This is a genomic window from Streptacidiphilus albus JL83, from assembly GCF_000744705.1.
Lineage (GTDB): Bacteria > Actinomycetota > Actinomycetes > Streptomycetales > Streptomycetaceae > Streptacidiphilus > Streptacidiphilus albus.
This window is the reverse complement of sequence record NZ_JQML01000001.1, coordinates 4,587,553-4,601,297: the sequence shown is the minus strand read 5'-3', so window position 1 is coordinate 4,601,297 and position 13,745 is coordinate 4,587,553. Positions and strand designations below refer to the sequence as shown.

Sequence of the window (13,745 nt, the reverse complement as noted above, 5' to 3'; positions counted from 1 at the left end):
ACGCCGAGCACCGACAGCACGGAGCAGACAGCGAGTCACGAAATGGCAACCGCCGTCACGGAACCCGCACAACGGTGGAAACCTGGCCTCCTCTCACCAACCCAGGCGAAGCGGAGCACAACGTGGGATTCATCAAGGCCGCCAAGGCCGACAAAATGTCCGACCACGCCCGCCGAGCAGCCGCAGAAGGCCGCTCCATCTTCATCGCCCAGTTCCGTGGCGCCGTCTCCCACTCGCCGGTTCTGTCCCGGCCGATCGCTGACATTGCCGAGATGATCGAGGCCGTCGAAAGGGAGGGCTGGCATCTGGACCAGTTCACCTCGGTACCGTGGAAGGACAACATGACTATTACAGGCCTGTTCCGGCGCGCGGTGCCGCAGGTCGCGATGACGTCAGCGCAGCAGCAGATGGCCACACCGCCCGCCATGCCGCAGCAGCCCTCCGGCGCGGTCGGCGCGGCCACCTGGGGCGTACCGCCTCAGCAGTAGGCCCGGACAGAGAACGGCCCCGGTGCCCGTGATCGGTGAGCGCGCCAGTGTGGTTTCGGGTGACTGCTCCCGGGGGTCCTGGCCCAATGCCACGAAGCTTAAGTTGATCTTGGAGTGGCGGGCGGTGCGGTCCCGAGTGAGGCGAACTTCAGGCTCGGTGGCCCCGCGTGTCGGGTGCCTGCATCCGAAGTCCTCTTCACCCGGTAGGAGTTGTGGCGGGCGCGCTTGACCACACGTGGGTAGGAGCGGTGGCGGCGCGCTGGGTTGCAGTTTCGGCGCGCGGCAAGCGTGGCGAGAACATCCGCCTTGACCGCTTCCCAGCGTTCAGGGGGGAAAGGCCGCCGTCCCGGTGGCGGTGCGGCGGACGATGTTGAGGGTCCTGAGGAAGCTGATCCGGTCCGGGTCGATGTCGGCACCGGTCGCGGCTTGGCAGATCAGGGAGTTGATCGCGTAGTGGACCAGCAGGTAGGCCCAGATCTCCTGGTGGACCAGGTCCGGGCTCTTGGACCGAAGTACCTTCCCAGGGCCGCGCAGAACCGTCTTCAGCTGGCCGTTCGCGGCTTCCTCCTCCCACCGCTGGTGATAGGCAGCCGCCAGTTCAGCGGCGGTCGCGTCCTCCGGCTCGGTGACCGTAGTGATCAGACAGATCAGCTCCCCGCCGTCGCGGTCGGGGACGTCGTACTCCACGATCCGCACCACGTGGGCGGCGGCCGGGTCCGGCTTCGCACCGGATTTCGCCTCCTGCAGCAGTTCCTCCCGCTGCCGGCCGCGCAGGCGCGGATCAACCAGGGCCGACAGATACGTACCATCGGACAGGACCTTCAGGACCGGCAGCGACAGCTGCGTCGGTGCCCGCCAGCACAGCGCCGCCCCGGTCTGGGCAGCGGCGCTGAACGCGGCGAAGCTGTAGAAGCCCCGATCGGCCAGCAGCAGCCAGTCAGTGGAGATCGAGGGCAGTAGCGACGCCGCCATCGCCTTCTCGCTGCGGTTCCACGGGCCGACCTCGGCGTCGACGAAGGCGTGCGAACCACACTCGACGACGGCCACCACCCGGGCCTTGGGGAACGCGGAGCGGGACTGGTCGTTGCCGGCGTAACCGAACTCGGCTGCGTTCTCGGCCGAGTCGGGAAGGTCGAGGTCGAAACCGTCGATGGCCATCAGGCGCCATCCGCGCAGCCACGCGCCCCGGGTCTCACTGGTGGCCACCGGCTCTGCCACCCGGTAGAACGTCTCGCGCAGCACATCCCGGCCCAGCCGCTTGCGCGCCTGGGTGATCCCCGACGACGTCGGCGGTTCCCACGCGGCGTCCCACACGCCGAACTGCGACAGCGATCCGGTGACCTTCTGCGCGACCTCCTCGGCCGCGTCGTCAGAGAACAGGCACAGCGCCATCGTCAGATAGGCGGTCACGTGCGGAGGGAGTTTGCCCCCTCGACGCTGCTCGGCCACCCCGCACACCGCTGCGGCCTCATCGACCTTGAATCGCGGCACCGCCGCAACCAAGACTCCCAACGACACCTGGTCCGGTCGCGCGACCGGACCATCCGATTCGACGGACCCCTGAACCATGCGGCAACCCTAGCCGCACGACTGACGGGACGTTGAGCAGCGCACCGGGCAGCTCCCCGGCGAACCACTCCTTGATCAACTTAAGCTTCGCGGCATTGGGTCCTGGCCGAGGTCGAGCAGGACCCCAGCGCCAGAAGGACCTGCATCCTGGACGACCCGCACGGAAACCCATGGCAGATGGCGCCACAGAGTCTTTACAGTCCCTCGCATGACCACCGATGCCATCGCCTCCTCCCGCATCATTACTCTCTCCCGCAAGGTCCTCGACGACTCCATCGCGGAGTTCGACGCCAACGCCGACGACTACGGGCAGAAGCCCGGGGCCACCAGCCCGCAGAAGACCGAGCAGACGGCCATCAACCGCGGTAGCGACGACCGAGCCAAGGCGCGCCGCTTCCTATGGCGCGCCGGGAACAGTGTTGCCGGATACACGGCCGCTGGCGCTCGCGACTACATCCTCAGCACCATCACCCTGCTCGAAGGCTCACGGATCCCCCTCTACGCGGCATCCCTCTTGTCCCGCGCCGCCTGTGAGGCTGCTGCCCTGGCCAATTACCTGATGGAACCCGAGCTCAGCATTGAGCGGCGGCTCCTTCGGTACGGGGTGACCATCCTCAACGACCACAAGGATCGCGCCAGAGCCGCAAAGGAATTCCCGGCAGGATCCGCCATGGGCCGGGCCGGATTCCTGGCCAGCCTGGAATCCGATTGCGACCACTTCGCACAGCGCCTGCGCGACTGTGGCTTCACCGTGACGAAGGATGTCGTGGAGTCCAAGGCTGGTGACCGCGAGACGATCCGGCCTGCCCTGACCGACATGGCCAAGCGTCTCCTTCCCAACCGGCCTGCCTACTACAACTCGCTGTCGAGCATCTCGCACAGCAGGCCGTGGGCGCTGGCCGGCGCCATGGTCGGCGAAGCCGAGGACGGCACCCCCGCCATCGCCCCCAACCGGTTCGAACTCGGCGCTGCTGCCTTGCTTGAGTTGGATGCCATCACGGCATTGGACCGGCTATGGGCCGTACGCTGCGGCCGTGACCCGGAGCCTGCAGCGAAGAAGTATCGGCAGCGGACCAAGGCATTGGACAACGTGATATTGGATCTATGGCAGGCGAGCAGCGGAGGATGACGGCCCACCTTGGACCGGCGCAATGGGCGAGCGTCTCCACACGCCGAGCTCATCCGATGCTCCCGAGTACCTTCTGTGCCCGGGTGCGCTTCGTCTCCTCCTTGCGGCGGGCCCGGTCCCGGGCCGACTGGTGACGCGGACGGCTACCTCCCGCCAAGAGGTCGCCCTACGATCACCCGGTGGAAGAGACACGGATCGTTCCCTTCGACCGCAGACGGTGGCAGAGCTACGGGTGGCTGCTGTTCGTCACCCTGCTGGTCGTGGCCGGCGCCGTGTACACCTACATGGTCCCATCGCAACCACACGGACCGTCGGCAACGGATCGGTGGTTTTGGATCGGCGGCTACGCCGCATTCTGGTTGGCCTGCACGTTCTCTGTGGTCGATGTTGCCTTCGCGGAGACGCTGCTCACGGAAGACCGTATCGAACTCCGTACCCTGGTCACACGCCGCTCGATCCCCTGGGACCAGGTCGCCGGGATTGAGGAGAAAGAACGTATCGGCCGAGGCGGGTCCAGGTTTACTGCCCGCATCATCCGGATGAAGGGGCGTCCGGTCAGCATCCCCGGGTTCACCGCGGGCCCGTTCGGCAGCAAGAAGTTCGACCAGAACTTGGAGACCGTGCACGCATACTGGGCCCGCGTCACCGATGACAGGTGACCCGCGCCAGGGGAGCCGCGTCCTGACGCGGCTCAGGTCCGCCCAAGGGCCCTTCAGAGCCCGATGCCCCGCATCGGGTTGTCCCGCCACTTCTCGACCGGCCGGATGTACTCCAGAACCTGCGGGCTGCTCTTGGACCAGCGGCCGTGCTCGGCGATGAAGCTCGTCGGGTGCCCGGCCTTCGCAGCCTCGGTCGGTCCGCCGGCGCGCAGGCCGTGCGCGGTGAAGTCCTCGGCGCCGTCCAGGCCCGCGGCGGCGGCGAGCCGCTGCACGGCTTCGTTGACGGCAGCGCCGGACATGCCGCCTTCCTGTAGATGGCCCCACCGGTTGATCCTGCGCAGCAGCGGACCTGTCGTCACCTGCCGCTGGGCGAGGGCGTCCAGCCAGGCCCGGACGACGCGGATGGGGTCGGTGGCGGGGTGGACACCGACGGGGATGTTGACCTTGGCGCCGATGGCGTCCTGATCGGTCTTGCTGCTGCGGATCAGGACCGTCAGCCCGTCGTCGGTGAACCGGACGTCGCCGACACGCAGAGCCGCCAGCTCGGAGCGGCGCGCCATCAGGGCGAAGCCGAGGACGAGTAGCGCCCGGTTGCGCTTCCCGGCCAGTGCCTCCGGGTCCGTGGCGTCGATCATTGCGCGCAGCGGCGTCAGAGTGACTGGAGGCGCCTTGCGCTTGCGCTTACCGGCCTCGGCTCGGTCCCGGCGGTGGACCTTGAGGACGGCCAGGGCGCCATCCGTCTCGGGCTGGCCGCGGTGTCCGGCTACCCGGTGGGCGGTGCGGATCGCGGCGGTTGCCTGCTCGATCGTGGACGGCGCCCGGTCGAGGTCGGCGAGATGGGAGACGTACTCGGCGAGGGTCTGCGGTGTCGCCGGGAGCGGTGAGCGCCCGGTCTCGTCGCACCAGTCGGTGAACTGGCTCCACTGCCGTCCGTAGGCACGTTTCGTGTTCGCCGGCACCGAGCGCTCCAGACGCTCCCGGGTGCCTTCGGACAGGACCGTGTCGGGGTTGGCCGGTACATAGTCGGCGGGTTCAGCGACGGGAACTAACGCTGATGCCATCCTTTCAGGATAGTCGTTCTGACCAGCGATAAGTTGGCTTATCGATGGTCAGGGGGTTCGCCTAGGCGAAGGTCCGGAGCGTCAGGTTCCGGGCCGCCAGTTCGGAAGCTGCACGTGCCTCTCCTGGCGCGGGCTCGGGTTGGTCACCATCGGAAACTCGTGCTCATTGAGATCCGCCCACACCTCGATGTAATGCCTCTCCAGGTTGCCCGGCTCCTGCAGCCATCGGACGGCAACCCGCGCCCCGAGCGCGTAGTAACCCAGGTATTCCCCGACCCCGAAGGAGTCGACCAGGCCGTCGCGCGCGAGGTCGAGATCCACGTCCTCACCGTCGTACTCGGAGCGATAGTCGATGGCGACGGCATGGCCGTCGAAGACCTTCGGCTCCAGCTCTCCGGCCAGATAGCGGGGGTAGAGCCTGCCGCTGGTACCTCTGGCGGAGTCCTTGATCTTCGCTCGCCGCGCCACCCGAAGCCCTCCCGAGGTCCCGAAGTGCTCCTCGGAGAACCGCTCCGCTTGCGCCAAGCCCTGCAGGGTCCCGAACACCAACGTCATCGCCATCGACTTGCCGCGCTCCTCACTCATGCCCGCCCGTGCGCGGAACCCGGTCATCCTGCCTTGCCGACCGTGGCAACAGCGAGTGCTTTACGCGGACTTGCGAAGCGGGTTGTCGCGCCCGGTGTCGTCGACTGCTGCGGCGAGCAGCTGCTCGCGCTCCTCCGGCTCCAGGGCGAGGACCTCGGCGAGCCGCTCGGCGATCGTCACCGACGGGCAGCGGCGGCCGGTCTGCAGATCGACGAGGTAGCCGGCCGAGATCCCCAGCAGACGCGCGGCCTCGTTCCCCCGAAGCCCGGTCCGTATCCTCGCCTCGGCCGGCATCCGGCCGACCTCGGCCGGCATCGTCCGCCGCTGCCTCACTGTCGTGTGCTGCTCCATTCGATGCTCCTTGCTTTCATGCCACCAAGCAGCGGCTGTGTCGCTACGCTGTGCCGCTTGTCGATCTTTCCTGGGAGAATCCTGTGTCTGCTCGCTCCGCGTCGCTGGTGTGCATAGCCGCGTTCGCTGTACTCGCCGGCTGCAGCGGCGCACCGGCGACCCACGATCCATCCGCGACGCACAGCGCCTTGGCCCCAACGGCCAGCACGGCCGCCCCAGGCGTCGCGGACGTCCTTCTCCCGCAGTTCGTGAAGCTGGTCAAGGGGGCCGTCGAGGCGGTACCTGTCCTTCAAAACACGGGCTACCAGGCCACAGTGGGCGGAACGACCCCGCTCCCCTGCCCAGCGGGACAGGTGCGCGACTACGTCGTGCAGACGTACCTCTACGCGGCCACCGACCTTAAGCACACGAATCCGGCGCCGCAGGTTGAAACTGTCCTCAAGGCCGACGGCTTGACGTTCGGCCCCTGGACCGGAACGGTCTCCGGACCGTCGACAGACATGACAGCCACCTCCATGACCACCAACGCCACCGTGCTGATCCACTACACACCCCGGCAGCTCCAAGTCATTGCCAAGCTCTCGTGTCTCCCCGGCCAGCGCCTGCCGGTCGCCCATCGGATGTGACATCACGAGCCGCTCCGTTTCTGCTACTCGTGCTGGTGGTGGGGTGCCCGGCCTGGCGACGTTCGGGTCGGGCGCCGGTCCGGTCGGCGACCCCGAGACCTGGGAGAATGGGGGCTGCCGGCCGGAGATTTGGAGTCAGCGGGCGGCGCCGCCCGCGATGTAGTCGCTGGTCGTCATCGGCGGGCGCCGGACCCGCGCCGGCGACTCGTGCGCTGCGGCGACCTGGTTCCACGTCTCGGCGGCGTGGGCCCGGAACTCGGTGTTGCTCATCTCGTGCAGCGGCTTCACGAGCTGCTCCGGCCCGGCCTCGGTGATGACGTGCTGGTAGCGGGCCGTGTTCTCGGCGATGGTGGCCAGCAGGCGCTGGAACTCCTCGTCCGTCGCCGGGCGCGGTGCAGCAGTCGGCGCGGCCTGGGGCTTCGCGGCGGCTGGACGGGCGGGGCGTGCGGGTCGACGGGGCGCTGCCATGGCGCCGACTGGATGTGGAGGCACTTGTAGCGCAGCCGCTCAGTGGCGGACACTCACCGCGAAGTCGGTTGGCTGCTTGCTGAACGCCAGGAAACCGAACACACCATGCCCCTGAGGAGTCAGCAACGTATAGCCCTCAGGGGCATCCGGTTGGATATGCCATGTTCCCAAGGCAACGGTGGAGCTGAAGGTGATCCGAACGTCGATGTGTGCCCAGTAGCCCGAGCCGTATTCGAGGTGGGGGCTTTCCGGCAGCATGAGGGACTGGTAGGCGCCGTGGTCGTATCCCCAGTTGCTCGGCCGCCAGCGGTTGGTGAGCGGGTCCAGCGCTGGCGCTGGCCAATGGGAGCAGTGCCATGAGCGTGGCCGCAGTGGCCAGAACGGTACTGCGGTGTATGCGTGTTCTCAAGGTTCCGCCCTGGGCGTCGATCATTGGGAGGGCAGCCTAGCGGGCACGGACCGGGTTCGAGCCCCGCTCGCAGTCGGCAGCCAGGGCCCTGGCGAGGGCGGTCGAGACCGCCGAGCCGGCCACCGAAGGCGTCGACTCGACCACGCCCGTCCCCGTAAGCTAACCCCGGGGGTCCTGGCCGAGGTCGAGCAGGACCCCCGACTGCTGCACCACACCAGAACGGCTGTGATGCCCGCCCCGCCTGCCGTTCCCGTTCCCGTTGACGTGCCGCGGGACGATGCCGGTCCGGCCGCCCGAGGTGGTGGCGGCCGGGTGCGCGGAGGGTCAGCGATTGAGCGTGAAGGTGTACAGCGGCCAGGAGACGTGAATGGGCGGGGCGATCTGCGAGCCGTCCTTGGCGATCAAGGCATAGGCGCAGGCAGGCTCCGGATTGATGTACCACCTGCCCTTGTAGGCGGAGCCGCTGAAGGTGATGCGGACATTGATGTGCGCCCAGTAATTGGAGGGGACCACCACCTGACGGCCCCCCAGGGGCGGGTACCAGTTCCACGTGCCGTTGTCGTCCACCGACGTCGGCTTCTGCCACGCGCCGGTCACCGGGCTCTGCCAGGAGACCGTGACCCCCTTGTTCGGCTTGTTGCCAGGTGCGGCGGAGTTCCACATCGAGACAGCGAAGTCGTCGGCCAGCATGGGAAGTCCGGAGTTCTGGCGGTACCACACCACCATGGCGATGGTCTGGCCCTGCTTCAGTGAACGGGGCACTCCGTGCGCGCCGACCGAGAGGGTGATCGCGGGGGCCTGCGACCGCGAGCTGCTCGCCGCGGCTGCGGTGGAAGCCCCCGGCACCAGCGCGAGGAGTCCGGCCGCTGTGGCCAGAACAGCGGTGCGGCGGATACGTGACAGCAAGATGCCCCCAAGACGGTGTTGATCACAGGAGCGGCATCGTAGTGGAGAGCACACCGACCACACCCGGATCGCGAACCGTTCGGCGCCGGTCGACCTTCGGTTGCATCTACCCCATGGTCACCACAGGGGTGGGTCCGTTGTGCTCCACCTCGCAGTGCCCCTGGGGGGCCGTGGGTGCACGACGCTTCGTAGCCGTTGTCGGACAGGCGCACGAGGTAGTCCGAGTCCCGGCCTCGGTATTCGGCGGTCGAGTTGTCGGAGTACCGAACGATCGCGGACCAGCTGAACGGCAGGCGCTCGGGGAAGCCGGCGTCTCCGGTGTGCGAGACCAGCGTGACCTCGTCGAACCTGGTCTGGATCCGAGCCGCCCAACCGGCCGCCGGGGCGACCGCACCCAGGCTGGGCACGGCGGCGCCCTCGTCGCCCGATCCGACGATGTTGGAGTGCCCGGCGTTGAAGTGCCGCCCGGGATCTGCCGGGCTCCTCGTCGTCTCGGCCGCCGTCGCACTCGCGGTGCGGACCTGCAGCCGCTGGTTGCTCATCGGGGAGACGTTCGACGAAGGGCTGCCGGTCGAGGGCAGAGTGCTGGCCACCTACGTGCTACCGGGGGACCAGGGCCGAGCGGGTCTGCAGCACGCCATCGTGGGTTTCCGCGCGGCCGACGGGCGCGCGTACCGGCTCGACACCGAAGCCGACCTTCGACGGCCCATGGGCGCTCGGGTGCAACTGCGCTACCTTCCCGCCAACCCGGTGCGAGCGGTCCTCGTCGAAGCGGGCCGGGGCACCCTTCGTACGGTGCTGACCCTGCTGTTCCTGGCCGGCCTCGGGCTGGGCGGCCCCCGGCTCACGCTGCTGTGCCTGCTCTGCGGAGAGTGGAATCCCGCAACGGGCAAACGCGCCGACCGGCGTGAGCCGACTTTCAGGCGGATCGAATTGCCCTGTTCTGTCGTGCCGGTGCCGATGGCGGGAAAATCGGAGCCATGTCCCGGAGTCGAAGGACAACTCCGGTTCCCCGGAAGTTGGTTCACGCAGAGGGTCATGCGCCGTTCCGTGTGCCCGAGGTGCAGGTCGGGATATTTCGCCCGGAGTGAGAAATGGATCGAAGCGGGTCGAGTTCTGCGGCCTACCGCCGACCCGGCGTTCTGACCAGCGGAGACGTGGTGTAGACAGGCGGCGTGCAGATATCCCGGCCTGCGGGCGGCCTGTCCCGTTTCGATCTTGTGAAGGCGCGACTCAGTCTCTGGAACATCAGGATGATCGGCTGCCTCGCCGCCGTAGTCCTGCTTGGCGTCCTGCGTATTGCGTTGGGCGAGCAGCGGGCCCACTGGAGTTCCGCCTCGCTGGTCTTCATGCTTTCCGGAACCGCCGCGTTGTATTTGTTCGCCTGGGGACTGGGCCGCGCTGGTGCGGCCCGCCCCCGAGCGTCGAAGTACTGCCCGCAATTGGTCGGGATCGCTGCCGCGGCGGCCAAGAAGTGCGGTGTGCGCGCGCCCACCACCGTGGGCATCCACAGCCACCCGGTGGTGAAGGTCACCGTGCACTCCTTTCCGCGTCGTCGGGTGGTGCTGGAGGTGGGCCTGCCGCTGTTGCTGGCCCTGTCCGGCGACGAGCTGCGCACGGTGATCGCGCACGAGTTGGCGGCGACGGCGGAGCCCCACCCCGGTCCCGCCGTCGCCGTCGCCGCCGGCCGGCGCAGGGTCTCGGGCGCGCCCGAGGCCCTTGCCGCAGGCAAGCAAGGCGGGTTCCTGGTGCGTGCCGCCAAGTTCGTCGAGTACACCGCCGGGTTCGCCGGCGACCTGGAGTCCCGTGCCGACAAGGCCGCAGTCAGGAGCGCCGGCTCGCGGGAGCTCGCGGCCAGGGCGCTGCTCATGCAGGACCTGGCGGTGATCTCCTTCGCCCAGTACGCCTCGGCCTTCGACCACCTCGTCGAGAGGAGTCGGCGCATTCCCGCCGGGCTGTACTCGGGTTGGCGCCCGAGCAGTGACAGCACGTACTTCCTGCCCGAGGACCGCCGGTCCCTGGTCTCCTCGGCCACGGTCCGGAGCAGGGGCGACCACCCCGACCTGGCCGAGGCCTTCGACCCGGACAGCGGGTTGCTGAGCGACCTCGGTGCGCGTCCGTTCCTCTCGGCGATCGACCCCAAGGCCGAGCGCTCGCTCGCCTGCGCCCTCGGCAAGTCCAGGCTCGGGGGCAACAACAGGACGGTGAAGGGCCTGGCGTGGGAGGAGATCGACCCGGAGCAGGTGTTCGGCCCTCCCGCCCTGTTCGATCCGATCACCAAGGCCGCCGCTGCGGTCCTGGGGCGTTCGGCGACGGCCGTCGATGTCATGGAGCTGCTGGCAGGTCCGGGCAGGTCCTCCCTGGCCGAAGAACTCGTCAAGCAGGACGGGCAGTCGGGAGCCGGGGTCGGCGTCGAAGGCACGCCCGAGGAGCCGCTGCGGCCGGGGGTGGCGGGTGCTGCCGCGCTCAGCTTCGCGCTGCGCTCGCGTGGCTACGCGTACCTCGATGTGCTGCACCCCGAAGACCTGACCGCCCCGGACGGAACCTCCGTCGACGTCAACGCAGCCGTGACCGATGCGCTCACTTCGACCGAAGGACTCGACAGACTGCGGCTCCTGCTGGCGAGCACGTCGGAGCCGGACGCTGTTCCGACGGCGCCGTGAGCGACTGACGCCGCATCGCCCGGGCGGACGTGCGAACCGCTGCCCCGGACCGGGAGCAGGACGGTGAGCAGACCGGCTGTCGCGGCGGTGGCGCCCACGGCGGCCACGGCCGGCCAGCCGCCGTGGCTCCAGGCCAGCGAGCCGGCCAGGGAGCCGATGGCGATACCGAGGAAGCGCAGGGTGAAGTAGAGCGCGTTCAGCCGGCTGTGGGCGGCCTGGTCGAAGGCGAACAGGCTGGTCTGGCACGTGACTTGGTTGCCCCAGGTGCCGACGTCCAGGACGATCACGCCCGCGATCAGCAGGCCGAGCCGGCCGTCGCCGGGCAGCAGCAGCGCCCAGCCGACCAGTACGACGGCGATCAGCGCCGCCGTCGCGCCGCGACCGCCGAGGCGGTCGGTGAGCCTGCCGACACCGGGGGAGACGAGTGCGCCCGCAGCGGCGACGATCCCGAACAGCCCCACTGTCGCGGAGTCGTAGTGGTAGTGCTGCTGGAGCAGGAACGTCAGGGCAGTCCAGAAGGCGCCGAAGGAGACCCCGACCAGTGCCCCGGACAGGGTCACCCGCCGTACCTGCGGGTGGGTGGCGAACAGCTGCGGGAGGGAGGCGAGGGTGTCCCGGTAGCGGGCCGTGGCGGCGGGTAGGGCGGCCGAAGGGCCGGTGGCCGGCAGGGCGCGGGTCAGGACCAGGGTCAGCAGCAGGGTGAGCACGGCCGAGGTCGCGTACACGCCGCGCCAGCCGCAGAGCTGCGCCAGCGCTCCGGAGTAGGTGCGGGCGGCGAGGACCCCGAGCAGCAGTCCGGCCTGGACCGTTCCCACCGCGCGCCCGCGCCTGCCGTCGGACAGGGCCACCGCGAGCGGCGCGACCAGCTGCGGGACCGGCGAGAGCAGCCCGAGGGCGAAGCTCGCGGCGATCAGCCAGGCGGCGGTGGGGGCGAGCGCGCAGGCGGCCAGCGCCAGGACCGAGCCGGCGCAGAGGATCAGGATCAACCGTCGCCGGTGGCGGCCGTCGCCGGCCGGGACCAGCAGCGCGATGCCTCCCGCGTAGCCCAGCTGGGTGGCGGTCGGCACCGCGCCCAGCAGGTCGGGCGCGGTGTGCAGGGAGCGGGCGGCGACGGTGAGCAGCGGCTGGTTCAGGTAGACGTTGGCGGCGGTGACCGCGCTGGTCACGGCCAGCAGCGCGGCGGTACGGCGGGTGCGTTCGGTTCTGGTCACGTGATTCGACGTTAGGCACCCCGGGCCTGGCATGCTTTCGAGTGGACGACACGGACTATCGAGAGCGCGCCAATGTACGGGAAGAGCGAGCAGCGGGACGACTACCAGGACGTCCCGCGACCGCTGGCGGCGATGGCGCGGGACCTGCCCGACGGCCACCGGATCCCCGCCCACCGCCACCGCCGCGCACAGTTGATCTACGGCACCACCGGGGCCATCGCCGTCGTCACCGAGCAGGGCACGTGGGTGGTCCCGGCGACCCGGGCGGTGTGGATCCCCGCCGGGGCCACCCATGCGATGGACTGCATCGGCGCGGTGCGGATGCGGACCCTGTACGTCGAGCCGTCGGCCGCGCCGGGCCTGCGGGGCGGCCCGACCGTCGTCTCGGTCTCCCCGCTGCTGCGCGAACTGGTCGAGGCGGCCACCCGCCTCCCGCTGGAGTACGAACCGGTCGGCCGTGACGCCACGCTGGTGGAGCTGCTGCTGCACGAGCTAACGCCGCACCCGGTCCCGGCCCTGCACCTGCCGACCCCGGCCGACCCGGTGCTCGCGGCACTCTGCGCGGCGATCCACGCCGAGCCGGGCGCCCACTGGACGACCTCGGCCGCCGCCGCCCACGCCCACCTGAGTCCGCGCAGCCTCCAACGCAGGCTCCCGGCCGCCACCGGGATGACCCTCGCGGCCTGGGTCCAGCAGTGCCGGCTCGTCCACGCGGTGACGCTGCTCGCGGCGGCGGTGCCGGTCACCTCGGTCGCCACACGGCTCGGCTACGCCACCCCGAGTGCGTTCACCGCGATGTTCCGCCGCACCCTGGGCACCGCCCCGAGCGCGTACTTCGACCCGGTCCCCGCGTAGGTCGCGCCGGGGGCTCGCGCTGCTCAGGCGTGCAGCGGGACCTGTTCGATCTTCAGTGATTCGCGGATCCGCTGCCGCAGTTCCAGGGTGTCCTTCTGGTCGTGCGCCGACACGGCGTGCTCGGCGGCGGCCCGGACGACGGCGTCCTCCTCGCCCGAGATGGTGAGGGTGCAGCCGGTCGCGGTGGCGTGGTCGCGGCAGTCGGAGACTTTGCGCATGATGGCCTCCCGGCCCAGCGGCGCCACGGTCCTCGGCGGGCCGGTTCCCGGCCGGGTTGACGGGGACGGTGGCGCGGAGGTGTCTTCCGCACCATTGTCCCTCCGCCGGGGCCGAACGCTGCCTGGGAACGTCGTCGGAGCGGCGTCGAGCGCTTTCAGGCGCGGGGCCGCGCCGCTGTGGCGGCTGCCTCGGCCGCGGCCCCGTTCGCGGTGGCGGCGGCGAGCAGCAGGGAGGACTCGTGCGGGGTCAGCGCCAGACCTTCGGCGAGGCGCTCGGCGAGGGTGGGGTCGGGGCTGCGGAGGCCGGCCTCCAGGCCGACCAGCTGGCTGCGGGAGATGCCGAGCAGCCGGGCCGCCTCGCGGCCGCGCCAGCCGCAGCGCATCCTGGCCTCGGCCAGCATCGAACCCAGCTCCGAGAGCGGGCCGGCGGGTGTTCCCACTGTGGGCGTCGACTCCATGGCGTCCTCCGTTTCGATGAGCTGATCATCACTCACCGTGCCTGCCCACAGGCGTATTGGTGACCGGTGTCGGCGGCCGGCGGTGCGCT

The 13,745-nt window shown here is 69.8% G+C and carries 16 protein-coding genes; 6 read left to right on the top strand and 10 right to left on the bottom strand.

Translation table 11 applies throughout. From position 1 onward, the window contains the following. Positions 1–122 precede the first annotated feature (122 nt). Positions 123–488, top strand: a complete 366-nt coding sequence (locus tag BS75_RS19895; protein ID WP_034089219.1) for a hypothetical protein — start codon at positions 123–125, stop codon at positions 486–488. Between the two features lie 324 nt (positions 489–812). Here BS75_RS19895 and BS75_RS19890 read toward each other — a convergent pair whose 3' ends face one another. After that, complete coding sequence (locus BS75_RS19890) at positions 813–2,057, bottom strand: IS4 family transposase (RefSeq protein ID WP_034088031.1); 1,245 nt, start codon at positions 2,055–2,057, stop codon at positions 813–815. A gap of 208 nt (positions 2,058–2,265) precedes the next feature. Here BS75_RS19890 and BS75_RS19885 point away from each other — a divergent pair, with 208 nt between their 5' ends. After that, a complete protein-coding gene (locus tag BS75_RS19885) occupies positions 2,266–3,186 on the top strand; it encodes a hypothetical protein (RefSeq protein ID WP_034089218.1) in 921 nt (306 codons plus the stop codon). Positions 3,187–3,365: 179 nt separating this feature from the next. Beyond that, entirely contained in the window at positions 3,366–3,845 is a 480-nt protein-coding gene (locus BS75_RS19880) for a PH domain-containing protein (protein WP_034089217.1), read from the top strand. A gap of 53 nt (positions 3,846–3,898) precedes the next feature. On the opposite strand, the gene BS75_RS45615 is transcribed toward BS75_RS19880, so the two are convergent. From BS75_RS45615 to BS75_RS48365, 3 genes are all read right to left on the bottom strand, one after another. Then, positions 3,899–4,906, bottom strand: a complete 1,008-nt coding sequence (locus BS75_RS45615) for a tyrosine-type recombinase/integrase (protein ID WP_034089216.1) — start codon at positions 4,904–4,906, stop codon at positions 3,899–3,901. Between the two features lie 81 nt (positions 4,907–4,987). Next, entirely contained in the window at positions 4,988–5,518 is a 531-nt protein-coding gene (locus tag BS75_RS19870) for a hypothetical protein (RefSeq protein WP_152646386.1), read from the bottom strand. A gap of 33 nt (positions 5,519–5,551) precedes the next feature. Then, entirely contained in the window at positions 5,552–5,842 is a 291-nt protein-coding gene (locus tag BS75_RS48365; protein WP_034089214.1) for a helix-turn-helix domain-containing protein, read from the bottom strand. Positions 5,843–6,090: 248 nt separating this feature from the next. On the opposite strand from BS75_RS48365, the gene BS75_RS19860 reads away from it, so the two are divergent. Continuing rightward, positions 6,091–6,468 carry a hypothetical protein gene (locus BS75_RS19860; RefSeq protein WP_152646385.1) on the top strand — a complete coding sequence of 126 codons (378 nt, stop codon included), beginning with the start codon at positions 6,091–6,093 and terminating at the stop codon, positions 6,466–6,468. Positions 6,469–6,603: 135 nt separating this feature from the next. Here the strand turns inward: BS75_RS19860 and BS75_RS19855 are convergent, their stop codons facing one another. The 3 genes from BS75_RS19855 to BS75_RS19845 all read right to left on the bottom strand — a co-directional run bounded on the left by BS75_RS19855 (position 6,604) and on the right by BS75_RS19845 (position 8,251). Continuing rightward, the gene (locus BS75_RS19855) at positions 6,604–6,936 is read right to left on the bottom strand and encodes a hypothetical protein (protein ID WP_034089212.1); all 333 of its coding nucleotides are present in this window, start codon (positions 6,934–6,936) and stop codon (positions 6,604–6,606) included. Between the two features lie 39 nt (positions 6,937–6,975). Then, positions 6,976–7,194 carry a hypothetical protein gene (locus tag BS75_RS19850; RefSeq protein WP_034089211.1) on the bottom strand — a complete coding sequence of 73 codons (219 nt, stop codon included), beginning with the start codon at positions 7,192–7,194 and terminating at the stop codon, positions 6,976–6,978. 475 nt (positions 7,195–7,669) lie between these two features. After that, on the bottom strand, positions 7,670–8,251 hold the full coding sequence (locus BS75_RS19845) for a hypothetical protein (protein WP_152646384.1): 582 nt from the start codon (positions 8,249–8,251) through the stop codon (positions 7,670–7,672). A 318-nt stretch (positions 8,252–8,569) separates the two neighbouring features. Between BS75_RS19845 and BS75_RS19840 the strand changes: the two genes are divergently transcribed. After that, positions 8,570–9,397 (top strand): DUF3592 domain-containing protein, encoded by an 828-nt coding sequence (locus BS75_RS19840; protein ID WP_156164271.1) that lies wholly within the window; start codon positions 8,570–8,572, stop codon positions 9,395–9,397. Between the two features lie 1,345 nt (positions 9,398–10,742). On the opposite strand, the gene BS75_RS19830 is transcribed toward BS75_RS19840, so the two are convergent. Continuing rightward, positions 10,743–12,125 (bottom strand): MFS transporter, encoded by a 1,383-nt coding sequence (locus tag BS75_RS19830; protein ID WP_063771633.1) that lies wholly within the window; start codon positions 12,123–12,125, stop codon positions 10,743–10,745. 72 nt (positions 12,126–12,197) lie between these two features. Here BS75_RS19830 and BS75_RS19825 point away from each other — a divergent pair, with 72 nt between their 5' ends. Beyond that, the gene (locus BS75_RS19825; RefSeq protein WP_034089207.1) at positions 12,198–12,980 is read left to right on the top strand and encodes an AraC family transcriptional regulator; all 783 of its coding nucleotides are present in this window, start codon (positions 12,198–12,200) and stop codon (positions 12,978–12,980) included. 23 nt (positions 12,981–13,003) lie between these two features. Here BS75_RS19825 and BS75_RS19820 read toward each other — a convergent pair whose 3' ends face one another. Together BS75_RS19820 and BS75_RS19815 are read right to left on the bottom strand one after the other, a co-directional pair. Next, complete coding sequence (locus tag BS75_RS19820) at positions 13,004–13,198, bottom strand: DUF1059 domain-containing protein (RefSeq protein WP_034093389.1); 195 nt, start codon at positions 13,196–13,198, stop codon at positions 13,004–13,006. 155 nt (positions 13,199–13,353) lie between these two features. Then, positions 13,354–13,656 (bottom strand): helix-turn-helix domain-containing protein, encoded by a 303-nt coding sequence (locus BS75_RS19815; RefSeq protein ID WP_034089206.1) that lies wholly within the window; start codon positions 13,654–13,656, stop codon positions 13,354–13,356. Between the last annotated feature and the right edge of the window lie 89 nt (positions 13,657–13,745).

What these genes read in the sequence shown, in the direction of transcription:
- BS75_RS19890 (WP_034088031.1), bottom strand. Translation starts at nt 2,057, where the DNA reads ATGGTTCAGGGGTCCGTCGAATCGGATGGTCCGGTCGCGCGACCGGAC.
- BS75_RS19885 (WP_034089218.1), top strand. Translation starts at nt 2,266, where the DNA reads ATGACCACCGATGCCATCGCCTCCTCCCGCATCATTACTCTCTCCCGC.
- BS75_RS45615 (WP_034089216.1), bottom strand. Translation starts at nt 4,906, where the DNA reads ATGGCATCAGCGTTAGTTCCCGTCGCTGAACCCGCCGACTATGTACCG.
- BS75_RS19870 (WP_152646386.1), bottom strand. Translation starts at nt 5,518, where the DNA reads ATGACCGGGTTCCGCGCACGGGCGGGCATGAGTGAGGAGCGCGGCAAG.
- BS75_RS48365 (WP_034089214.1), bottom strand. Translation starts at nt 5,842, where the DNA reads ATGGAGCAGCACACGACAGTGAGGCAGCGGCGGACGATGCCGGCCGAG.
- BS75_RS19855 (WP_034089212.1), bottom strand. Translation starts at nt 6,936, where the DNA reads ATGGCAGCGCCCCGTCGACCCGCACGCCCCGCCCGTCCAGCCGCCGCG.
- BS75_RS19850 (WP_034089211.1), bottom strand. Translation starts at nt 7,194, where the DNA reads ATGCTGCCGGAAAGCCCCCACCTCGAATACGGCTCGGGCTACTGGGCA.
- BS75_RS19825 (WP_034089207.1), top strand. Translation starts at nt 12,198, where the DNA reads ATGTACGGGAAGAGCGAGCAGCGGGACGACTACCAGGACGTCCCGCGA.
- BS75_RS19820 (WP_034093389.1), bottom strand. Translation starts at nt 13,198, where the DNA reads ATGCGCAAAGTCTCCGACTGCCGCGACCACGCCACCGCGACCGGCTGC.
- BS75_RS19815 (WP_034089206.1), bottom strand. Translation starts at nt 13,656, where the DNA reads ATGGAGTCGACGCCCACAGTGGGAACACCCGCCGGCCCGCTCTCGGAG.